This is a genomic window from Acinetobacter sp. YZS-X1-1, assembly GCF_000804305.1.
GTDB lineage: Bacteria > Pseudomonadota > Gammaproteobacteria > Pseudomonadales > Moraxellaceae > Acinetobacter > Acinetobacter variabilis.
On the sequence record NZ_JWHB01000009.1, the window covers coordinates 54518 to 75188 of the forward strand.

Annotated in this window: 24 protein-coding genes and 1 pseudogene; 2 read left to right on the forward strand and 23 right to left on the reverse strand. The window is 42.7% G+C overall.

The features are described 5' to 3' along the window. Positions 1-184 precede the first annotated feature (184 nt). Together zapE and RJ01_RS07340 are read right to left on the reverse strand one after the other, a co-directional pair. Complete coding sequence (gene zapE, locus RJ01_RS07335; protein ID WP_034170565.1) at positions 185-1336, reverse strand: cell division protein ZapE; 1152 nt, start codon at positions 1334-1336, stop codon at positions 185-187. Positions 1337-1419: 83 nt separating this feature from the next. Next, complete coding sequence (locus tag RJ01_RS07340) at positions 1420-2427, reverse strand: AraC family transcriptional regulator (protein ID WP_034170603.1); 1008 nt, start codon at positions 2425-2427, stop codon at positions 1420-1422. Between the two features lie 144 nt (positions 2428-2571). Between RJ01_RS07340 and RJ01_RS07345 the strand changes: the two are divergent. Continuing rightward, positions 2572-4067 (forward strand): annotated as a pseudogene (locus RJ01_RS07345) (flavin-containing monooxygenase). A 65-nt stretch (positions 4068-4132) separates the two neighbouring features. After that, a complete protein-coding gene (locus RJ01_RS07350; protein WP_034170566.1) occupies positions 4133-5041 on the forward strand; it encodes a lysine exporter LysO family protein in 909 nt (302 codons plus the stop codon). 75 nt (positions 5042-5116) lie between these two features. Here the strand turns inward: RJ01_RS07350 and RJ01_RS07355 are convergent, their stop codons facing one another. The 21 genes from RJ01_RS07355 to lpxK all read right to left on the reverse strand — a co-directional run bounded on the left by RJ01_RS07355 (position 5117) and on the right by lpxK (position 20671). After that, positions 5117-5338, reverse strand: coding sequence for a hypothetical protein (locus RJ01_RS07355; RefSeq protein ID WP_005236122.1), 222 nt, complete (start codon positions 5336-5338; stop codon positions 5117-5119). A gap of 87 nt (positions 5339-5425) precedes the next feature. Continuing rightward, positions 5426-6106 carry an orotidine-5'-phosphate decarboxylase gene (gene pyrF / locus RJ01_RS07360; RefSeq protein ID WP_004783982.1) on the reverse strand — a complete coding sequence of 227 codons (681 nt, stop codon included), beginning with the start codon at positions 6104-6106 and terminating at the stop codon, positions 5426-5428. Positions 6107-6347: 241 nt separating this feature from the next. After that, a complete protein-coding gene (locus RJ01_RS07365; protein ID WP_005236124.1) occupies positions 6348-6713 on the reverse strand; it encodes a lipopolysaccharide assembly protein LapA domain-containing protein in 366 nt (121 codons plus the stop codon). Between the two features lie 22 nt (positions 6714-6735). Next, positions 6736-7041 (reverse strand): integration host factor subunit beta, encoded by a 306-nt coding sequence (locus tag RJ01_RS07370; protein ID WP_005097312.1) that lies wholly within the window; start codon positions 7039-7041, stop codon positions 6736-6738. Positions 7042-7205: 164 nt separating this feature from the next. Further along, on the reverse strand, positions 7206-8882 hold the full coding sequence (rpsA, locus tag RJ01_RS07375; protein WP_004783987.1) for a 30S ribosomal protein S1: 1677 nt from the start codon (positions 8880-8882) through the stop codon (positions 7206-7208). Between the two features lie 110 nt (positions 8883-8992). Beyond that, entirely contained in the window at positions 8993-9676 is a 684-nt protein-coding gene (cmk, locus tag RJ01_RS07380; protein ID WP_034170567.1) for a (d)CMP kinase, read from the reverse strand. Positions 9677-9690: 14 nt separating this feature from the next. Continuing rightward, positions 9691-10125: an SRPBCC family protein gene (locus tag RJ01_RS07385; RefSeq protein WP_034170568.1), complete on the reverse strand. Its 435-nt coding sequence runs from the start codon at positions 10123-10125 to the stop codon at positions 9691-9693. A gap of 62 nt (positions 10126-10187) precedes the next feature. Next, positions 10188-10703: a tRNA adenosine(34) deaminase TadA gene (gene tadA / locus RJ01_RS07390; protein WP_005236129.1), complete on the reverse strand. Its 516-nt coding sequence runs from the start codon at positions 10701-10703 to the stop codon at positions 10188-10190. Positions 10704-10709: 6 nt separating this feature from the next. Then, positions 10710-11831, reverse strand: coding sequence for an enoyl-CoA hydratase/isomerase family protein (locus RJ01_RS07395; protein WP_034170569.1), 1122 nt, complete (start codon positions 11829-11831; stop codon positions 10710-10712). Continuing rightward, positions 11828-12541 (reverse strand): uracil-DNA glycosylase, encoded by a 714-nt coding sequence (gene ung / locus RJ01_RS07400; protein WP_005236130.1) that lies wholly within the window; start codon positions 12539-12541, stop codon positions 11828-11830. Before ung ends, RJ01_RS07395 begins: the two co-directional genes overlap by 4 nt. Positions 12542-12586: 45 nt before the next feature. Continuing rightward, complete coding sequence (locus tag RJ01_RS07405) at positions 12587-13183, reverse strand: 6-carboxytetrahydropterin synthase (protein ID WP_034170570.1); 597 nt, start codon at positions 13181-13183, stop codon at positions 12587-12589. 158 nt (positions 13184-13341) lie between these two features. Next, positions 13342-14313 carry a type II secretion system minor pseudopilin GspK gene (gene gspK / locus RJ01_RS07410; RefSeq protein WP_081402654.1) on the reverse strand — a complete coding sequence of 324 codons (972 nt, stop codon included), beginning with the start codon at positions 14311-14313 and terminating at the stop codon, positions 13342-13344. A gap of 14 nt (positions 14314-14327) precedes the next feature. Then, on the reverse strand, positions 14328-14954 hold the full coding sequence (gene gspJ, locus RJ01_RS07415; RefSeq protein ID WP_034170571.1) for a type II secretion system minor pseudopilin GspJ: 627 nt from the start codon (positions 14952-14954) through the stop codon (positions 14328-14330). Beyond that, positions 14951-15535, reverse strand: a complete 585-nt coding sequence (gene gspI / locus RJ01_RS07420) for a type II secretion system minor pseudopilin GspI (RefSeq protein ID WP_171248456.1) — start codon at positions 15533-15535, stop codon at positions 14951-14953. The genes gspJ and gspI overlap by 4 nt, the downstream gene beginning before the upstream one ends. After that, positions 15525-16073 carry a Tfp pilus assembly protein FimT/FimU gene (locus RJ01_RS07425; RefSeq protein ID WP_034170572.1) on the reverse strand — a complete coding sequence of 183 codons (549 nt, stop codon included), beginning with the start codon at positions 16071-16073 and terminating at the stop codon, positions 15525-15527. Before RJ01_RS07425 ends, gspI begins: the two co-directional genes overlap by 11 nt. A gap of 18 nt (positions 16074-16091) precedes the next feature. Beyond that, positions 16092-16697, reverse strand: a complete 606-nt coding sequence (locus tag RJ01_RS07430) for a TetR/AcrR family transcriptional regulator (protein ID WP_005236135.1) — start codon at positions 16695-16697, stop codon at positions 16092-16094. A gap of 40 nt (positions 16698-16737) precedes the next feature. Continuing rightward, positions 16738-17511 (reverse strand): TatD family hydrolase, encoded by a 774-nt coding sequence (locus RJ01_RS07435; RefSeq protein ID WP_034170573.1) that lies wholly within the window; start codon positions 17509-17511, stop codon positions 16738-16740. 27 nt (positions 17512-17538) lie between these two features. Continuing rightward, a complete protein-coding gene (locus RJ01_RS07440) occupies positions 17539-17880 on the reverse strand; it encodes a PilZ domain-containing protein (RefSeq protein WP_034170574.1) in 342 nt (113 codons plus the stop codon). A gap of 17 nt (positions 17881-17897) precedes the next feature. After that, complete coding sequence (locus RJ01_RS07445) at positions 17898-18878, reverse strand: DNA polymerase III subunit delta' C-terminal domain-containing protein (protein WP_034170575.1); 981 nt, start codon at positions 18876-18878, stop codon at positions 17898-17900. 14 nt (positions 18879-18892) lie between these two features. Continuing rightward, positions 18893-19654, reverse strand: a complete 762-nt coding sequence (kdsB, locus tag RJ01_RS07450) for a 3-deoxy-manno-octulosonate cytidylyltransferase (protein ID WP_034170576.1) — start codon at positions 19652-19654, stop codon at positions 18893-18895. 12 nt (positions 19655-19666) lie between these two features. Continuing rightward, positions 19667-20671, reverse strand: a complete 1005-nt coding sequence (gene lpxK / locus RJ01_RS07455) for a tetraacyldisaccharide 4'-kinase (protein WP_034170577.1) — start codon at positions 20669-20671, stop codon at positions 19667-19669.

Below are 20671 nucleotides of genomic sequence, written 5' to 3' on the forward strand. Positions count from 1 at the left end.
AGTGTATAAAGTTTTTGAAATGTAGAAATTAGACTTAAGTTCAGAATTTTGAATAAAAGTTGTCCGTTCTTTTTATACAAGGTCATATTTAGATCAAGATTAAGCCATGTTTGGCTGAACTTGTCGATCTTTGATGCAATGAAATGCATAAAAAAGCGCCGGTCATGACCAGCGCTTGTTGTATTTATTCAGGCTCGCTCGAAGCTATTTTCTCGATCTGGCGATGTTCAGAATGCAGGTATTCATCTGACTGCATTTCCAATAAGCGTGAACGAGTCCGTTCAATTTCGAAAGCCAGTCGCTCACCTTTATAAAGATCAACGATATTATCTTCTGAGGTCAATAGTAATTTGACTCCACGGTCATAAAATTCATCGACCAGATAAATGAAACGGCGTGTGGCATCATTCAGGAAATCGGTTAAATGCGGCACATTGCTGACTAATACCGTATTGTAAATATTCGCAATTTCAATGAAGTCAGCTGGGCTACGCGGTTTTAGACACAGTTCAGAGAACTCACACCACAAGACATCTTCAGTATGGGCTACAGTTTCCACAATACGGTTATTGATGATGATTGACTCTTGAGAAGAGGTTTGGGTTTGAGTCAGTGCAGTATAGCGATGTGCCAACCAGTTTTTATTATCATGCGTTAATGGATATTTGAATAACTGTGCCTGCTTTAAGACACGTAAACGGTAATCCACACCGGCATCTACATTCAGAATGACACAGTTTTTCTTGACCATTTCAATGGTTGGCAGAAAACGGTCACGGTGAATCCCATTTTTATATAAACCATCTGGCGCAATATTCGAAGTCGCCACCAGCGTAATGCCACGCTCAAACAGCTTCTGGAACAGATCACTCAGGATCATGGCATCTGTCACATTAGATACAAAAAATTCATCAAAGCAGATCACCACAGCATCTTTATAAATCTGATCCGCTACCAAATCTAGCGGATTGCGCTGACCTGAAAGCTTGTTTAACTCACGATGCACATGCTGCATGAAATGGTGAAAGTGCATACGGGTTTTACGGCGAAATGGAATCGACTCATAGAACTGATCCATGAGCCAGGTCTTGCCACGACCTACTCCACCCCACATGTATACACCTTTTGGCGAAGTCTGACGACGGAAACGGCGAAAGGCCTTCTTAGAAGCTTTAAAACGCTGAATTAATTCCAGCCAGGTACGATTCAGCTCATGTACGGCCATGGCCTGTGCATCATCGGGCATAAACTGTCCTGAAGACAAAGCCTGTGCATAACGTTCTGCAGGAGAGATCGGACTAAAAGCGGTGCTGTGCTGTGAATTAAAATCGGACATAGGTTTCGTACTATTCAGGATCTGTTTAATTATAGCGGAGTTTAGAACGCACACTATAACACTTTGGCATTAACTAACTTAGGCTATTTTATATATTGCCGAGGACTTTGCCCAAACCAGCGCTTAAAGGCATGGTTAAAAGCAGCCGGTTCGGAATAACCCAATAACTCTGCAATCATTTCAATCGAATACTGTTTATATTCAATGAGTCGCAAAGCTTTGTCTTTAATAATCTCTTCGCGAATCTGTTTATAACTGGTATCGAACTGCTGTAATTGATGGCGTAAAGTACGTTCTGGAATATTCAGAGCCTGAGCCGTTTCAGCCATACTCGGCATCAAACCGGTTTGCAACTCCAGATAATCCTGTACTCGCTGTACCACAGTCGGGACATCCACATCTTCCGCCAGACGTTCCAGTTCAGCCAAACACTTTGCTTCATAGATTGCAAAAGTCTCCGCATCTGCTGAAGGAATCCGGATATCCAAAATGGCCTCATCAAACCAGAATGCAGCTCTTGCAGCACCAAACTGTACCTGTGTTCCATAATAATCATGATATATTTTCTGGGTAGCAGATTGTTCCGGTGCGGCGAAAGGCAGTTCAATCTGCAAGTCAGGTTTGGACAGGCCCATCATCTTGTAAATATCGCGAATGAACTTGAATGTACCTGAAATCTCAGCTTGCGCGACCAGCATTCCCAGATGGTCTTCCGTTTTCTTGGGATAATAGCAAAGCGCACTGCGGTACTCACTTTGCTCCAGTCCCAACTGGCCGGTAAGATGCGTCAATTGCTGAAAACGAATTACCTGATGCATCGCATCCCGTACGGTTGGACTGGTCACCAGCAACATCAGCAAAGGCCCATAACCTGCCAATGCATAATGCTGGCCGATCAATAAACCCTGTTCTGGCTGGATATCCTGACCCACCACTTTGAGCACATCATATTCCACGCTTGGGTGAATAATTGAAGTCGGATCAAGCGCATCAACACGCAAGCCGATATTTTGCAGTTTTTGATCGACCTCTATGCCAGCCTTGCGCATACCCTGGATCAGATACATCAGACTGAGAACAGAACGTTTCATAACCATACAAATACAATGTGATAGCTCTAGTTGTACTATAAAAATAAACTGTCGGCTATTGCCGTTTAGATCAATTTTATATCTAATAGCCAGTTAATAAATCAAGATAATTATCCATTATTAAAATAAGCAAGGAATGCGAAGATGCTGGACAATACACGCCTTACCCACACTCACCCTTATACCAAAGTGGCCATTATCGGTGCCGGTTTTGGCGGGATAGCGATGGCAATACGTTTACAGCAACAAGGCATCCATGATTTTATTATTTTAGAAAAAGATAGCGATTTTGGTGGAACCTGGCGCGATAATCAGTATCCGGGAGCGGCCTGTGATTTGCAATCACATATGTATTCCCTATCCTTTGTACCCAAAACTGACTGGTCAAAACGCTACGCCGAAGCACCGGAAATTTTTAGCTATATTCAAGATTTAGTCAGTGATTCTAATCTTCGGGCTTTTGCTCGGCTGAATACTGAAGTACTCGGGATTCATTATTAGCAAGACCGATGCTTATGGCAGATCCATCTGCATGATCAAAGCATTCTGGAAGCTCAGTTTGTAGTATTTGCCTCTGGTCCTTTACATGTTCCTCAAATTCCCCATATTGCGGGCATTGAAAAATTTAAGGGCAAAATCTTTCATTCTTCTCACTGGGATCATCATTATGATCTCAAGGGAAAAAATGTTGCATCGATTGGGGCTGGTGGCAGTGCAATTCAATATATCCCTAAAATTGCACCCAAATGCAAACAGCTCTATGTCTTTCAACGTACTGCGACTTGGGTTATTCCACGGGATGAGCGCCTATATCATGACCTGGAAAAAAGCTGTTTTCCAAATATGAATGGTTCCGCAAGTTACACCGGATTCGTCTGTACTGGTCTAATGAGTCGCGTGTAGTGCCTATCGTTAAACCAACTGTCATGAAATATGCTCAGAAACTCGCAGAAGCTTATATTCGCTATCAGGTCAAGGACAAGGAAACTGCCAAGAAATTGACCCCAGATTACATCATGGGCTGCAAACGGATTCTGGTGTCTAACCAATACTTCCCTACCTTTAACCGTAAAAATGTGGAACTAGTGACTGAAGGTATTCGTGAAGTGACCGAAAACAGTACTATTACTGTAGATGGTAAAGTACGTCCGATTGAGTGCCTGATCTACGGTACCGGATTTATTACCGATCCAAGAATTTATCTGAAAAATTTCGATTGCACTGGCCTGAATGACATTCACTTAACTGATGTCTGGAAAGATGGTGCCGAAAGCTATTATGGAATCTGTGTTAAAGGTTTTCCGAATCTGTTCCAGCTATTAGGACCGAATACTGTGCTGGCACATAACTCAGTGCTTTTTATGATTGAAGCGCAAGTAAGTTATATCCTGCAAATGATCGCCCTAGTAGATCAATCACATAGTGATGCGATTGTGGTCAAAGATCAGGTACAGGAAAAATTCAATCAGGATGTCCAACATATGCTGGACAATACGGTCTGGCAATCTGGCTGTGTCAGCTGGTATCAACAAGAAGGTGGGAAAAATTTTGCCTTATGGCCCACCTATACCTGGAAATACTGGCTCAAAACCAAAACCCTTAATGCAGCAGATTATTATTTTTTAAATAAAGCCAGTTAAAAGTCCTTCACATTCATAGTGCTAGCGATGGCATAATAAAGACTGATTTATCATACTTTTTTATTATGCAATCGCTTTGGTTAGTCTCCCAGCTTCTGGTCTGTTTAGCGCTTGGTTTTGTTTTTGCAAAACGGCTTCCTGCTTCACTCACGAAAATATGCTTTAAGGTTCTACCATATTTTAGTTATATCTTACTGGTCGCTATTGCTTTTGAGTTTTCTGGGCTTCTGACGGAATTACCTCACCCTGACCAGATTCTAAATACCTCTATTACAATTGCTTTTCTCACCTCTATTGGGGCATTTAGCTGTTGTTATCTGCTATTTAAATGGGCAGATTTTCAACCTTCTTCTGGACGAGTCTCCACTGAGCTAGTAATTAAATCACTGATTAATATCAGTTATGCATTCTTCGCCTTAGCTGCTGGGTACTTGCTGCATTATAGTTTCACTCAAATGGGGCTTTCTGTTCAAATCAGTACTTGGCATTTATTACTGGTCTTTATGTTTCTGATTGGACTGGATCTTGCCTACTCACCACTTGATCGCTCATGGTTGAACTGGAAAATCCTGCTGGTCCCAACAGGTTGTATTGCTGGTTCATGCGTGGCTGCAATTATCTATTCTTTCTGGAATCCGGATATTCATTTAAAAGACCTGATTATGCTGTCACAAGGTTATGGTTTTTATTCAATGTCAGGTGTTGTCGTTACAGAACTAAGAAATGCGGAACTGGGCAGTATTGCCCTGATGAATGACCTGTTTCGGGAAATTTTTGCGATTTTACTAATGTATTGTGCAGGCTGGCGTTACCCAAGATCAGCAATTTCTGCTGCAGGTGCGACTGCGATGGATGTGACTTTACCCATGGTCAAACAGGCCTGTGGCAATGATTTTATTCCACATGCCATGGTGAGCGGTTTTATTTTATCTGTATTGGCGCCAGTAGCGGTAAGTGTGTTGGCGGTAATTTAAAAATCCCTCCCGACCTCCCTTTCATAAAGGGGGATTTAGGGGGATTCAATTAGAAATAAAATAAACTACGGAATATTAAAAATTCAAATCAACCCTACTCAATGAATCTCCTACTGTCTCCATCATCTCTGAAGCGAGTTCTACAATATCTATGCTATCAAGGCCTGACATCCAGTCCCATGAACCCGACTGTGCCTGTTGTTTATATTTTTCCTGCTGTTCGAACTGATCTGCTATTTTTTCCATCTCCAGCCTTTGTTCTAGCATTTTTTGTTCTGGTGTCTTTATTATTCTCATTTGAAATTCCTTTTTATTTTTATACAGCTTTTCTCAATGTATAAAAAAAGCCTTTCATATGAAAGGCTTTTCATCGGGTAACTGGAATTACAATGTTGCCAAAATATCTTTTAGAGTCTGACGAGGATTTTCCGACTTGGTAATTGGTCGTCCAATCACCAGATGTGTTGAGCCATCCAGCATTGCCTGTTTTGGTGTCACAATACGTTTTTGATCGTCTGCATTTGAACCTTCAGGACGAATCCCAGGAGTGACCAGTGCAAAGTCTTGTCCAATGCTTTCACGCAGCATTTTCGCTTCTTGTGCGGAACAGACCACTCCATCTAAACCACTGTCTTTAGTCAGCTGAGCCAGACGTTTTACATGTTCATTAGGCTCAATATCCAAGCCAATGTCTTTCAGGTCTTCACGTCCCATAGACGTTAATACAGTTACTGCAATAAGTTGAGTTTTATAGTTGCCTGCTTTTAAACGCTCAACACAGGTCTCCATCATTTTACGACCACCTGAAGCGTGGACGTTGACCATCCACACACCCAAGTCTGCCGCGGCACATACCGCTTGTGCAGTGGTATTTGGAATATCATGGAACTTCAGATCTAGAAATACATCAAAACCTTTATCCTGAAGTGCTTTTACAATGATAGGACCTTCATGAGTAAATAACTCTTTGCCCACTTTTACTCGGCATAAGGCAGGATCGAGCTGCTCTGCAATCCTTAAGGCATCAAATTGACTTTTAGCATCCAGTGCAACGATGATACTCATGAGAAGACCCTTCAAATTGACAAAATTAAACCATTATACGGATTAGCCCTATAACAACCAAGAATATTTTCGCAAAAATGATTTTTTTAATTCAAATTAAGTCATTTATTTATATAATTTTTATATATTTTTCTAAATACCATTAAACAATAAAAAACGCCTTAGAAGCTAAGCTAAAAGGCGTTCGATCAAAACAGGCGAAGTAAAGATTCGGTAGATTACTTCTACTTGTCATTTTCGTTTAAAGCGGTGCCGATGGCCTGTCATTAGAATTAATATCTAATACTGTTTTCTCATGTCGTGTATGAGCCGCCGCTTCTGCTGCCATCATCTTGGCAGTATTCAACTGTTCCTTACGTAGATGCTCAATATCTTTACGTAGTCGTTTAATTTCCCAATTGCTCTGAAAAACGCGGAAAACCTGCACACCGAGTAACAAGCCAACCACTATTCCTAAGGAAAGAGTCAAAAGGAGCAATAACCCTAAACGCATTGCAGGAACTTGAGTAAATAACAAGTCCACTGAGACCTCAGTCCCGTTTTGCAACACCAAAGCTAATGAATAGCCAAAGACGAGCAATAAAAGAATGACCAGAACGTAACGCATGAACACCCCGTAAATATCTTGTTTATTTGTTTGCAGATTCGTTTACTGCATCACGAAGTGCTTTACCTGGCTTAAAGTGTGGAACAGCTTTTGCTGCAACTTCAACAGATTTACCAGTTTTAGGATTACGACCCACGCGAGGCTCACGATGATGTAATGCAAAGCTGCCAAACCCGCGAATCTCAATACGGTTATCAGATGATAAAGCTTCAATCATTTGATCAATCATAATTTTAACTGCTTCTTCCACTAAAGGTTCAGCCAAATGCGGATTCTTTAGCGCGATGCGCTCTATTAAGTCAGACTTATTAAGTGCTTCAGTAGTCATCTGCGACCTCTTTAATTATCAAGCTACTCGGGATCTATTTTCCGATAATAACCTGTTTAAATACAAAACGGTAGCGCAATAATTAAATACTACGCTACCGTTTACAGTATTTGTGTAAAAAGTATTACTTAATTTACATTAACAATACAATTCACCATCTACTCTTAGTGATTCATTTGCGCTTTGATCAAGTCACCAATAGTTTTAGGACCATTGTCTTGACCAGCAGCAGCTGTTTTCAGATTTGCAACAGCTTCTTTCTCTTCAGCTTCGTCTTTCGCTTTGATAGACAAGTTGATAGAGCGAGATTTACGATCTACATTAATGATCTTAGCTTCAACTTCTTGACCAACTTCAAGGAATTTAGTCGCATCTTCAACGCGGTCGCGGTTGATTTCAGATGCTTTAAGAGTTGCTTCAACTTCATCAGCTAACTTAACAGTAGCGCCTTTAGCGTCAACTGCAGTTACAGTACCTTTAACAAGCGCACCGCGTTCGTTAGCAGCTAAGAAATCGTTGAACGGATCGCTGTTCAATTGTTTGATGCCAAGGCTGATACGGTTGCCTTCAGCATCTACAGACAGGATAACTGCTTCAACAGTGTCACCTTTCTTGTAACGACGGATAGCTTCTTCGCCTTGTTCGTTCCAAGAGATGTCAGACAAGTGAACTAGACCATCGATACCACCTGGTAATCCGATGAAGATACCGAAGTCAGTGATTGACTTGATAGTACCAGATACTTTTTCACCTTTATCGTGGTTCTTAGCAAACTCTTCCCATGGGTTAGCACGAGTTTGTTTGATACCAAGAGAAATACGACGACGTTCTTCGTCCACTTCAAGAACCATAACGTCAACTTCGTCACCGATCTGAACAACTTTAGATGGGTGGATGTTTTTGTTAGTGTGGTCCATTTCTGAAACGTGTACTAGACCTTCAACGCCTTCAGCGATTTCTGCGAAACAGCCGTAGTCAGTCAGGTTAGTTACGCGAGCTTTAACGATAGAACCTTTAGGATAACGGCTCATGATCGCTAACCATGGATCTTCACCTAATTGTTTAAGGCCTAAAGATACGCGGTTACGTTCGCGGTCGAATTTAAGTACTTTAACAGTAACTTCTTGACCCACTTCAACAACTTCTGATGGGTGCTTGATACGTTTCCAAGCCATGTCAGTGATGTGAAGAAGACCATCGATACCGCCAAGGTCAACGAACGCGCCGTAATCAGTAAGGTTCTTAATAGTACCAGTAACTGTTTGACCTTCTTCAAGCTGAGCAAGAAGAGCTTCACGGTCAGCTGAAGATTCAGCTTCCATAACAGCACGACGTGAAACAACAACGTTGTTACGTTTAGCGTCAAGTTTGATTACTTTAAATTCTAACTCTTTGCCTTCTAAGTGAGTAGTATCACGAATAGGACGAGTATCAACTAAAGAACCTGGAAGGAACGCACGAACTGGACCGATGTCAACAGTGAAACCGCCTTTAACTTTACCAGAGATAACACCAGTAACGATTTCGCCGTCTTCAAAGATTTTTTCAAGTTTAGTCCAAGTCTCAGCGCGTTTAGCTTTTTCGCGAGAAAGAACTGTTTGACCCATACCATTGTCAAGTGCTTCAACAACTACGTCTACAGTGTCGCCAACTTGAACTTCAAGTTCGCGCTGTTCATTTAAGAACTCAGCACGGTCAACAACGCCTTCAGATTTAAGGCCAGTGTCAACAGTTACCCAATCAGAGTCGATGCTTACTACAACGCCTTGGATGACTGCACCCTTTTCAACGTTGAGGTTTAATTCGCTTTCTTCAAAGAGGGCTGCAAAAGATTCGGTCATGATATATCCGATAAAGTCAGCGGTCTTGGATCAGACAAGGCCGGTTTAATTAAGCGTCTACATAGTCCATATAAAACTGATCAAGCTATGCATCTGCTGAAATAATAGGGTTATTGAGCTAATTGCTGATCCACATACGTGGTCATCAGCTTAAATACTTCATCGATATTCAAATCTGAACTGTCGATGATGTACGCATCAGCAGCAGGTTTGAGCGGAGCGACAGTGCGTTCCATATCTCGTTTATCCCGCGCTTCGATATTAGCTAAAATGTCGTTTATTTTAACATCCAGCCCCATACCCTGCAACTGCTTTACACGTCTTTGCGCACGGGATTCAGCCGAAGCTGTCAAATAAATCTTGGCTTGTGCATCTGGGAATATACTGGTCGCCATATCGCGGCCATCTGCCACTAGACCAGGAGCTTGAGCAAAAGCATGTTGACGGGCCACCATAGCAGTTCTAAGTTCAGGAATTGCAGCAACTTTTGAAGCATACTCACCCACCCGTTCGGTACGGATAGTTTGGGAGACATCTTCACCATTCAGCCATACCTGAACACCTGATTCAGTGCTGACAAATTGGATATCCAAATTTGTTGCAATTTGTACGCATTCAGCCAGTTTAGTATCCAGTTCATCGAGTAAATTATGGTGATGCAATGACAGTCCTAATAAACGATACAAAGCCCCTGAATCCAGTAAATGAAAATGGTAATGTGCTGCAAGTTTTGCAGCCAGTGTGCCTTTGCCAGATCCACTTGGACCATCAATGGTAATAATTTGAACTGTCATTACTTTCCCGTTATTTATACAGATTTTGCAAGTTTTGCGAGGCCTAGTTTAATCCCTGTCTTGAGCTGTGCAAGAATTAATTTACTGACAAATGGAAGACGTGCCTGCAATTCTATCGTATAAGTCACCAGACTTTTATTATCGTCCAATGCTTCAAACTCAATAGTACCCAAATGATGTTTAATCAAAGGATTCTTTACGATCTTGTATTCAATACGGGAGTTCGGCTCTAGCAAGGTAATTTGCTCTTTTAGCGGCTTGACTGGACCTAAACCCATGCTACGCACAGAACCCACACCATCTGGGCGCTCAGGGTCTGCCGAATCCTTAATCCGTTCCACCTGCATTGGTGCAAAAGCCACATTATAAGCATCGTGTTTAGACAGCAATTCAAAAACCTTATCAATCGCTGCTGGGAATTCTTTTTTTACCTGAATCGCATTTTTCATTTTTCTTTTTCCTGAAAATAAATGATTTTAAAGTGAGCAAAGTTTAACGAATTAGATTCGATTTATTTATGAGCATTCAGTAATTTTTCTTGCAATTTCAGCTGGCGTTTTTGTTCACGACGCAACTTGAAAAATGCACTCAACTGCTCAGCACACTGCTGCTGCATACAGCCCGAGTCAAATAGAAATACATGATTATAGTAGCCAGTCTCAAAAAGCTTGCGTGCACTCACCAAAGAACCTGCTTTGGGCTCATTTGTACCAAAAACGACCCGTGAAATACGCGAATGCACCAATGCACCTACACACATGGTGCACGGTTCCAGAGTTACATAGAGGACAGCATCTTCAGGCAGGCGGTAGTTTTTCAGGTTCTGACAGGCTTCACGTAATGCTACGATTTCAGCATGGGCAGTCGGATCATTTAAAGAAATAGGCGCATTGTAGCCACGGCCAATGACCTGATTTTGGCTGACAATCACGGCACCCACAGGAATTTCACCCTGCTCAGCAGCAAGTGCAGCCTGCTCATAAGCAAGCTGCATCCAGTATTCATCGGTAAATTGTGTTTCGGACATTCAGACTTAAATCACACCATAGTGTTTGAGTAACTCATTCCAGCTTTCAATGGTGGTTACTGGTGGATTCTGAGACAGAATGCCTTTCAGGCTTAAATCACTACCCTTTTGCCATTCTGGAGACAGATCTTTATCGACCAGACGTGCACGCACGCCTTCAACAAAGTCAGGATGACGGATTTTCCAATCTGAAATCTGGGTTTCCAGTTCAAAAATTTCATTCCATGAATGAACCTGTTTACCCCATTGCCATAATAACCAGCTTAGAGCAGCGGTTGCAGGTGAACCTTTTTGCAGGTTTTCGCTGGCCTGACGCAACCAGTCACTGCGCGCATCACTTAAACCAATAATCGATTCATAGTCATGTTCAAAGTTTACGCCACGACATACACTGTGGATTACATCCAGTGAGTTTTGCAGAGGACCCGGGCCTACAGGACGGTGCATGCTGTTCAAGGTGTCATCAATCGCACGGAAATCGCCAGCTGGATAATGTTCCCAGTCTATATTCACGACCTTATCTAACACTGAATCACGTTGTGCATCACAGATATGAGTCGCCCAGCCAATACCGTAAGCACCCGCAGCAGTCATAATGGAACCCGTTAAACCTGTAAACAGGCCAATCGCTCCACGGTCTGCTAGGAAGCGGGTCGCACCCACATCTGGATATAAACCAATATTAATCTCAGGCATGGCCAGACGTGAATACGGCGTCACCAAACGGAATGGAGCCGCCATAAACAGGCCTAAACCACCACCCATAACATAACCTTCACCCCACACCAATACCGGCTTGGCATAGTTATGCAGTAATAAATCCAGCGCATATTCCTGTTCAAAAAACTTATTGGCGGTTGCCACTTCATCATTAATTACTAACTGACGCAGCTTACGTACATCGCCACCGGCACAAAATGCTTTCGGGGTAGTTGAATCCAGCCAGATCGCTTTTACGCTGTCATCTGTATGAAAGTCCTGAAAGACTTCTAGCAATGCTGAAACCAGAGATTCATCTAAAGCGTGTAATGATTTTGGACGATTCAGGCGAACAATGCGCCAGCCATTATTGGCTTGTTCAACAATCAGGTCCGGATGGTAAGGTGTAGTTACAGGATAATAAATCATGCGTCCAGCTGCCAATCTATAGGCTCAATGCCATGTTGTTTGAGATAATTATTCGTTTTCGAAAAAACTTTACAACCAAAAAAACCACCCCGGTTTGCTGACAAAGGCGAAGGATGTGCTGCCTTTAAGACCAGGTGTTTATTTTGATCAATGCGCTGTCCTTTACGCTGTGCGTATGCGCCCCAAAGAATAAAAACGATATGTTCACGTTGTTCATTCAATACATCAATGACGTGATCTGTGAATTCCTCCCAGCCACGTTTCTGATGTGAAGTTGGCTGTGCTGCCTCTACAGTCAATACAGCGTTGAGCAGAAGTACACCCTGTTCCGCCCAATGAGTTAAATCACCATGTTTAGGGATTTTTACGCCTAAATCATTATGTAACTCATGAAAAATATTACGTAAAGATGGAGGTAATGCAACCCCTTTTTGCACCGAGAAGCTTAAACCATGCGCCTGATTCGGGCCATGATAAGGGTCCTGACCAATGATGACCACTTTGACCCGGTCTAATGGCGTTGTATTCAAAGCATTAAAAATCAGATGATTTGGTGGGTAAATTACCTTGTCTGCTTTTTTTTCTTCAATTAAAAACGTTTTTAACGCATCCATTTTCGGGCTCAGTAAAAAATCACTGAGTCCATATTTCCAGCTGTCATCTAACTGAACTTTATTCAGTTTGGCAATTTGCTGTTCATTTAAAGACATGCTTCAATCCTAAATCTATGTCAGTCTGCGTTTATATTCGAATTTTTAAGGCTGGACTTGCAGATCCACAGCCGGGTTATGAAATGAAAGACCCTGTTTCAGTTTCGCAAACATCTCTGAATCTGTCCATTCTGCCCGGACCTGCTCCGAGAATTCAATCTGTTCCAGGCTAAGTGGACCCATCTGTTCATTCTGGATATCTTCCAGGAAGCTTTGCGCATAGCCTGTATCAGTTTCATGGACAATCACAGAGTAAACTTCAACATCCCCTTCACCATTCTGAGTAATGGTGGATGCCAATACCTGCTGAGCCAAGAAGAAGAAAATACGTGAAAACTGTTCTGCAGACGGTGAAACTGGCAAAGATACCCAGCGTGCACTAAAGTTTTTACATGCCTGAATATATTCAGGATCATCTTTTTGCCAGAAGCAGATCGCATGGTCAAAAGAATCAAAGAAATCCTTAATCACCCCTTTGAGCAGACCAAAATCATATACCATCTGGCCATGATCCAACTTCGACGCTTTCAGCAATAACTCAACTTTATAACTGTGACCGTGGATCGAACGTTTACAGCGATCCGAGGTGCAGTTACGCACAATATGAGCATTTTCAAACTTAAATAACTTACGAATTAACATATGCCGTAATGTCGTCAAAAAATAGGTGAATTAATTTCAATTATAAAGCAAAAGTAAACCTATGAGGATTAATTTTGCAGTTCATCATGATAGGGAAAAGGGATTAAGGATACGCGAATCAAATTCAAGAAATGAGAGCATTCTAAAATGATGATATTTTAAAAAGGCGCCATGCTTCGATAGGCAACATAAACCTTCTTGTCCTGCCGCACCAGATCACTACTAAACTGACGTTTACGTTCACTCAGCATCACTTCGATACGTGCTTTAAAGTGATTGGATTGCACTCCAAGCAGGTTATTAAACAGGTTATGTTTGGCTGCATCCACCTGATCAAAGGGTTCTAGTGTCCAGAGATCAGCCACATTGGAAAAATATTCCAGATTCGCCTGACGGTGATCCAGCAATTGCTGCACAGCATTCACATCCAGCTTTTCATCCATGCTCGCCAAAAGAAATGCAGATGCGGTATTAATATTGACTGTACTGTCTTCTACAGGTGCAGCACTGAGATAGGGTGCGATTAGTTTGTACTTGTTTTCTTCAAAGCCTCGTACCAGTTTCAGCTCTTCAACGCTATGAAATTTGGCATTCGGAGGTAGAGAACCATTCGGCAAGCCCTGATAATAATTGGATTCTGCACCCATTGGGCCACTTGGCATCTCATCTTCATCCTGCCAGTCGATCACGGCTTCACTCAACTGCTCTGGCAATCCAGCACGTTTTAATATCAGCTCGAACCAGGCTTTAGCATTTTCATTCACTGTGCCTTCTGCTGTAATCAGGCTATTTAAATTAAACTTACCCGACTCATCTTGCAATATTCCCGAGACATAGCCATCTTCAACCGGAAAAGCCGGCATTGGTTGCGCCCAGGTTTCATTTAAATGATCAACTTCTGCTGCATTCTCTGCGTCATCAACCAGCAATTCAGAAAAAAACGCTTCAGCACTTTTGGCATACATCAAAGACTGGTTTTGTCGCATTAAATAAGCGGTGCTTTCAGCAGTTGCGGCCTGACGTTTAGCAATAGTCGCAGCCAAAATAGTTGCAAGAGCCACCATCACTAGAATGGTAATCAGAGCAATCCCCTTCTGCTGTTTGATCATCATTGCTTTGTTCATCTGCATTTTATTATTCTTTGTCAGGTTAACTTTTGGGTTTTAAGCAGGAAATCTGTATTCAACAAACTGAAAATCCACTCATAACTGACCCCATTAACCATTAAGTTGATTTTAATGCCTTTGGGCAAGCGCTGTTTTTGCTCAACCTGATTTAAATCAAATGATGAGTCTGGCCATTGGGTCATTTCATTCGGATTAAGCACTACGATCTGAAACTGCTCAACATCGGACAACAACACACTGGATTCAGGTTGATCACGACCGGTCTGGTTTAAATTCCGGTATTTCAGACGATATAGTTTTTGTTCATCTGCCCGGTACTGATATTCAACCCGTTCATCTGGAGAAATCCCCTCTTCCAGAGGATCGGTAACTCCAGTCTTACTAAAGTTAAAACGCCCGTTTTGCAAAACCAGTGCCGGCTGAATATCACCATTAATATTGGCCGTTAAAGGCACCGCCTGTACCGTATCACGCAAGATCTGCTGATAAGTATCTTGCAACTGACTTAAGCGCTGTTCATGCACCGCATTACGGTCTTTGGTTTGTATAATATAATCAAATACTTTCCAGCCTAGAGCAGACAGTACGGCGAAAATAGCAATAGCAACCAGTAGTTCTACCAGCGTAAATCCCTTTGACTTCATGGCGCTTCATTCATCCGGTGATTAAAGAACATCAAGCTGCTAATTCCATTTTCTGCCTGACCGGTTTCAGTGTTGACCAGACTCACCTTTAATTCAATACGTTGTACATTAGGACTTAAAGTAGGCTCACTGCGCTTATCAATTTGCCAGGTTTCGCCCTGCTGGGTGAGTTGTTTAGATTCAGTACCAGTGAACCACTGCTGATTGATTTCCATCAGTGCCGCTTCATTCAAGGCAACAAACTGGGCTTGGGTTCTCAAAATGGCATTCGAAGTCGATTGGGTATATTGCATGGCAACTTTAGTCAGGGTCATGGCTGCTGTGGCAAAAATCGCCAGCGCAACCATCACTTCCAGCAAGGTAAATCCTGAGGCACGATTAAGTCGAGTAATACTCGACCTGAGCGGCATTGTCGCGCAAGAAAGTCCAAAAGCTGTGCTTGAGGAGTCGCGATGAGTGAAATGCTGTTTCACCGCTGCGCAAGACGAAGAGCTATGCCCGGAGTGCGCACGATCAGCATTTGACTTAAATGGCTTGATTACATCAGCTCCGGCACTCTGCTTGAAAACCCTAGCTTTCATGGACTTTACCCAAGTGATCAATTTCAATCGGATTGCCCACTTCACGATCTTCCAGATAGAACTGGATTCTGACCGGTTTAACTTCACCATTGCCTAACCAGATCAGCTTGGGTGCATTGGCTTCAGTAAGATCCCGATTTTGGGCATTATTATAACGCTGCTCTAAAGGCTGAATCCGGAAAGAGACCTGTTCCGGTAAACTGCGCAGATTAAACTCCGCATAACTTTGCCATTTCTGCTGATTTAAAGTCGGTTCTGCCTGATTAGGTGAACGATATTCCACGACCCCGTAGCGAAATGGTGAAATATCAGTGGCAGCCTGAACATCAAGCGCAAGAATACGGGATTGATCATTAGCTTCCCGCAAGATCCGCTGCAAATCCAGTAACAGGACTTCCCGCGTCTGCATTGCCTTGCGCTGATCTACCCCACCAATATTCAATACAACTAGTGATGCCATAATACTCATAATCACAATCACCACCATCACTTCGATTAGAGTGAATCCACGAATGGAGGCGTGATGTGATCTGATCATAGGCAACTCTTAGGCGAACTACTCGGCAGGATGGACCTGTTTCGGTAAAGCTAAAGCTTGATCAATAAGGGCAACGCGCAAGGTATCGCGTGAACCAAGATAGCGCTGGTAGAAACTGGAGTTAAGAATAGCAGCTGCACCATGGGTCAATGACCAGATTGAGGCCAGATAATCACGCACCGACATGCTGCTATTGATTGAAGCCAGATAGCTTTCAGTCATACGGATAATCAGACGTAAGCGCTGTTTGCGCACCTGATAAAGTTCGCTAAACAGATGCTGAATTCCAACACCTGTTGTAGAAAGACGTTCTTCAATCTGATGAAAAAGGACAGTACGTTCAGGGTGATGCAGATGGTGCAACATAAAGAAAGCCAGATGTTCAGGAAAAGCCTTGTCACTATCCTGAATCATTTCCAGCAACATGCGCTCATTACGGATAATCAGCAGTATGTACAATTCATCTTTACTCTGAAAATGCTTATAAAGAGTGCCTTTGGCCAGATCCAGTTCTGCTGCCAGTGCATCCAGGGTCATCCCGGCTTCACCATTTTCTAGCAGTAACTGTTCTGCAACTTGAAAAATCAAGGTTTCTCTTGCTCGAAACTGAGCCTGACGATCCATCTTCACCCTATAACTCTCTTGTACTCTTATCTAACTTTATTTACTTTGAATTCAGAAGATTCTCAAAGTTCTGCTTTGTGATATAAGCCATTTCTTCTAGCGACTTATCATATACATCGCAAAGGGCTTTGGCTACATAAGGAACGTATTTTGGTTCATTAGATTTGCCACGATATGGCATTGGAGCAAGGTAAGGACTATCCGTTTCGATTAAAACACGATCAAGTGGAACCTGTTTGGCAACGTCACGCAAATCCTGGGCATTTTTAAAAGAAACAATACCGGAGAAAGACACATAGTAACCGCAGTCTAAAACAGCTTTAGCGGTTTCCCAGTCTTCGGTAAAACAGTGCAAAATGCCATGGGTAGATTTTTCTGCACGAATAATATCAACTGTGTCATGCTTGGCAGAACGGGTATGCACAACGACAGGTTTTTTCACAATTTGTGAGGCATGAATATGACGGGCAAAACAGTCTTTTTGCTCGGCAATAAAATCGGTGCTGTGATAATAATCGAGCCCCGTTTCACCCAGCGCCCAGACTTTTTCTGGCTGTGCCAGTTCAACCAGATATTCAGTAGTCGCACGCGCCATCGTTGCCGCATCTTCGCAAGGATGTACACCGACGCTATAACCGACATCAGGATGACGGGCCGCGATTTTAGCCAGCTCGATATGATCATCCAGATCCACCGAGATACTCATAAACTTGGATACGCCTGCTTCACGGGCCTGAGCAAGCGCCTGATCCAGATCACCATTATAAGGTGTTAAATCGAGCAGTGTTAAATGGCAATGAGTATCTACAAACACAATGAGTTCCTACCGAAGGTAAATTAACTACATAGTGTAACTTTTACGTCCATCAGATTTAAGACCTGCAACCAGACGATCGGCTTCATTTTTGAAGAAAACACCCTTTTCACCGGTGAGCTGAATCCCAAAACCTTGTGGCTTGATGCCATTCTGCTTTTGAGATATCCAGATTACTTTTCCGGTTAATGGAATTTTCTGCGACTGTTCAGGTAAAGTCGTCAAAACAAATACTTCTTCACCCAGCTTGACTGGTTGCTTGGAAGGAATAAAAAGTCCACCACCTACAACATATGGCATATAACTGGCAAATAACGTTTCAATATCCGGAATATTGGCCTGAATAATACCGCCCATACGTGGTTGCATCTTGTTTTCCCCTTAAGTTAAAGATTCATCAGCTTGATACACAATTCATCGAGCACCAGATTACTTTGTACATTCTGCTCAAGATATTGTTTGGCTCGCTGAAAATCCTCATAAATTTCAAAAAGTGTTTCCAATGAATATTGTTCGGCCAATACATTAAAGTCCAGATCAATGTTTTTTACGGCCTGATTTAGCTTGACACAAATTAAATCGGACAACAAGTATTCAAACATTTGACCAAATTCACCAAAACTCAGGCTTTTATTCCATTTGGTCGCAATTGCCATGGGCATATTTTTTTGAATAGCCAGTTTTTTCCAGTCTTCTATGAATTCCTGACGTGGTGGCAGCCATGAACTTTGTGCAACCTCAACCGCTTGCAAAGGCATCTGATTGGATAAATTCATCAATAACTGCTGCTGGCTCGAACCTGCTTCAGGTAATTGCACTTCTACATATTCACTGAATTGCACTGATGAAATCCGGTCCAAAGCAAAATGCTGTAAACGGCTGCGAATAGTTGCAGGCAATTTCAGATAATGATCCGCAAGTAAAATGATGACAATATTTTCACCCGGTTCTTCCAGAGTTTTCAGCAAGGCATTAGAAGAGGCAATATTTAATGCTTCAGCGGGTTCAATGACAACGACGCGCCAGCCATCCACGGTCTGCTGTACAAAAGGCAGAAGATCACGGATTTTTTCAATTTTAATTTTGGCATTCTGTTTTTTATTGTCTTCATCAGTACTGATATAGACGTAATTCGGATGGGTATCCGCTTTTAACCACTGACAGCTACCACACTCACCGCATGGCCCATCAGGCTGACGGTTCAGGCATAAAACCCAGGCCAGAAACTGCTGGGCAAAGGCTTCTTTACCACAGCCTTTTTTTCCATAGAATAACAAACCATGCCCAAGCTTAGGAAAACGCCCGGTTAGCGTTTCCCAAACCTGTTGCTGCCATGGATAAATCTGTGCATTGACATCAAGCGGCATGGAGAATTCTCAAATTAAGCAAAAGAAGATGGATCCATCTGGTTCAGGCGGTCCAGATCTTCCTGCGTATCGACACCTGGCGGTAAATTGGCTTCTGCCACAGCAATGGCAATACGGTGACCATTTTCCAGTACACGTAACTGTTCTAAAGATTCCAGTTTTTCCAGCACACCTATTTCCCAGGTTACATATTCCTGTAGCAGTTTTACTCGGTAAGCATATAAACCCAAATGACGATAAGCCCAATCATGCAGTTTTTGTTTAGCCAGTTTGGCACCATCACGGTCATAAGGAATCGTAGCACGACTAAAATACAGGGCCTGATTGTGCTTAGACATCACAACCTTAACAATGCTGTCACGCTTAAATTCCTCTAAATGATGAATTGGCTCACACAGAGTCGACATTGAGCAAGCTGGCTGATCTTCTAAAAGTTGCGCCACCTGTTTAACCAACTGGGCCGGCAATAAAGGTTCATCACCCTGTACATTCACGATAATGTCATCACTCGCCCAGCCCTTGATTCGAGCTACTTCACTTAGACGATCCGTACCTGATGGATGATCTGCTGAAGTCAGGACCACATCAACGCCTTCAGTACGGCAGACTTCAGCAATACGCTCATCATCTGTCGCCACACACAGGTCATCAAAGCCTTGTACTTTTTTAGCCTGATCCACGACACGCAGAATCATTGGACGACCATGGATTTCCAGCAAAGGTTTACCCGGCAAACGTGAACTGGAGAAGCGTGCAGGAATAACTATATGTTTCATCGTAAATAAACCTTAAGAAATAGAAATACCCTGTTGCTCTAATTGCTGCTGCAATATTGTATAACAGGCAGGTGACAAGACTGCATCGACCGGCACCACCCAGATATCCCGCTGATAATCTGGATACTGTTTGAGTAATGCCATAATTTTAACTGCATCTTTTTCAGTAGTAATAATCGGACTATTGTCATCGAATTGTAGATCTTCAATTTCATAATCATGATGGTCTGGAAATTCGTGACACTGAAATTGCTGCAGCCCCAGATGTTCTAGCGTTTGATAAAAACGCTGCGGAAAACCGATGCCGACTACTGCATAAAAAGCCGCAGTTGGATCAAAGCTTTTGATGACATCCTGATTTAATAGATAGGGCTGAGAGGCTGCAAGATGCATATGCAAAGGTGAAACTGGATTTGCTGCATGTTCAATTACGGTACCCTCTTCTAAGCGGGTAACGGGTTCACGCAGATAACCTTCAGGTAAAAGTTTCTGGTTGCCCAAGCCTCGGTTATTATCCAGCACAATCCATTCAATCTGACGATTTAAAGCCCAGTGCTGCAAACCGTCATCACAAATGATTAAATCCAGTGCATGCTTTTCTAGCAAAAGCTCAATGCTCTTCTGGCGATTTGGCCCCACAGCCATCGGCACACCAGTCGCTTGCACAATTAAGGCCGGTTCATCTCCCACCACTTCAGGCAAGGTATTTAAATCGACATAGGCTGGAAAAGGACCTTTACCACCATAACCTCGGCTGATCACACCAATCCGTAGGCCTTTTTCAGTAAGGTAATCCACCAGATGAATCAGTAAAGGTGTTTTACCACTCCCACCTACGGTAATATTCCCAATCACCATTACTGGAATAGGTGCGGTATAACTTTTCTTGATTCCTTTTCGGTAAAGCCAGTGATTGCTGACAAAACCCAAGCGGTAAAGCCAGGACAAAGGACGCAGCACAACCAGCCACTTTGCCTGTGTATTCCAAGCATCCTGAATGATCTGTGCCAAAGCCAT

Excerpts from the sequence above, each read along its gene's own strand:
- zapE (WP_034170565.1), bottom strand. The coding sequence starts at position 1,336 with ATGTCCGATTTTAATTCACAGCACAGCACCGCTTTTAGTCCGATCTCT.
- RJ01_RS07340 (WP_034170603.1), bottom strand. The coding sequence starts at position 2,427 with ATGAAACGTTCTGTTCTCAGTCTGATGTATCTGATCCAGGGTATGCGC.
- RJ01_RS07350 (WP_034170566.1), top strand. The coding sequence starts at position 4,133 with ATGCAATCGCTTTGGTTAGTCTCCCAGCTTCTGGTCTGTTTAGCGCTT.
- RJ01_RS07355 (WP_005236122.1), bottom strand. The coding sequence starts at position 5,338 with ATGAGAATAATAAAGACACCAGAACAAAAAATGCTAGAACAAAGGCTG.
- pyrF (WP_004783982.1), bottom strand. The coding sequence starts at position 6,106 with ATGAGTATCATCGTTGCACTGGATGCTAAAAGTCAATTTGATGCCTTA.
- RJ01_RS07365 (WP_005236124.1), bottom strand. The coding sequence starts at position 6,713 with ATGCGTTACGTTCTGGTCATTCTTTTATTGCTCGTCTTTGGCTATTCA.
- RJ01_RS07370 (WP_005097312.1), bottom strand. The coding sequence starts at position 7,041 with ATGACTACTGAAGCACTTAATAAGTCTGACTTAATAGAGCGCATCGCG.
- rpsA (WP_004783987.1), bottom strand. The coding sequence starts at position 8,882 with ATGACCGAATCTTTTGCAGCCCTCTTTGAAGAAAGCGAATTAAACCTC.
- cmk (WP_034170567.1), bottom strand. The coding sequence starts at position 9,676 with ATGACAGTTCAAATTATTACCATTGATGGTCCAAGTGGATCTGGCAAA.
- RJ01_RS07385 (WP_034170568.1), bottom strand. The coding sequence starts at position 10,125 with ATGAAAAATGCGATTCAGGTAAAAAAAGAATTCCCAGCAGCGATTGAT.
- tadA (WP_005236129.1), bottom strand. The coding sequence starts at position 10,703 with ATGTCCGAAACACAATTTACCGATGAATACTGGATGCAGCTTGCTTAT.
- RJ01_RS07395 (WP_034170569.1), bottom strand. The coding sequence starts at position 11,831 with ATGATTTATTATCCTGTAACTACACCTTACCATCCGGACCTGATTGTT.
- ung (WP_005236130.1), bottom strand. The coding sequence starts at position 12,541 with ATGTCTTTAAATGAACAGCAAATTGCCAAACTGAATAAAGTTCAGTTA.
- RJ01_RS07405 (WP_034170570.1), bottom strand. The coding sequence starts at position 13,183 with ATGTTAATTCGTAAGTTATTTAAGTTTGAAAATGCTCATATTGTGCGT.
- gspK (WP_081402654.1), bottom strand. The coding sequence starts at position 14,313 with ATGCAGATGAACAAAGCAATGATGATCAAACAGCAGAAGGGGATTGCT.
- gspJ (WP_034170571.1), bottom strand. The coding sequence starts at position 14,954 with ATGAAGTCAAAGGGATTTACGCTGGTAGAACTACTGGTTGCTATTGCT.
- gspI (WP_171248456.1), bottom strand. The coding sequence starts at position 15,535 with ATGAAAGCTAGGGTTTTCAAGCAGAGTGCCGGAGCTGATGTAATCAAG.
- RJ01_RS07425 (WP_034170572.1), bottom strand. The coding sequence starts at position 16,073 with ATGATCAGATCACATCACGCCTCCATTCGTGGATTCACTCTAATCGAA.
- RJ01_RS07430 (WP_005236135.1), bottom strand. The coding sequence starts at position 16,697 with ATGGATCGTCAGGCTCAGTTTCGAGCAAGAGAAACCTTGATTTTTCAA.
- RJ01_RS07440 (WP_034170574.1), bottom strand. The coding sequence starts at position 17,880 with ATGCAACCACGTATGGGCGGTATTATTCAGGCCAATATTCCGGATATT.
- RJ01_RS07445 (WP_034170575.1), bottom strand. The coding sequence starts at position 18,878 with ATGCCGCTTGATGTCAATGCACAGATTTATCCATGGCAGCAACAGGTT.
- kdsB (WP_034170576.1), bottom strand. The coding sequence starts at position 19,654 with ATGAAACATATAGTTATTCCTGCACGCTTCTCCAGTTCACGTTTGCCG.
- lpxK (WP_034170577.1), bottom strand. The coding sequence starts at position 20,671 with ATGGCTTTGGCACAGATCATTCAGGATGCTTGGAATACACAGGCAAAG.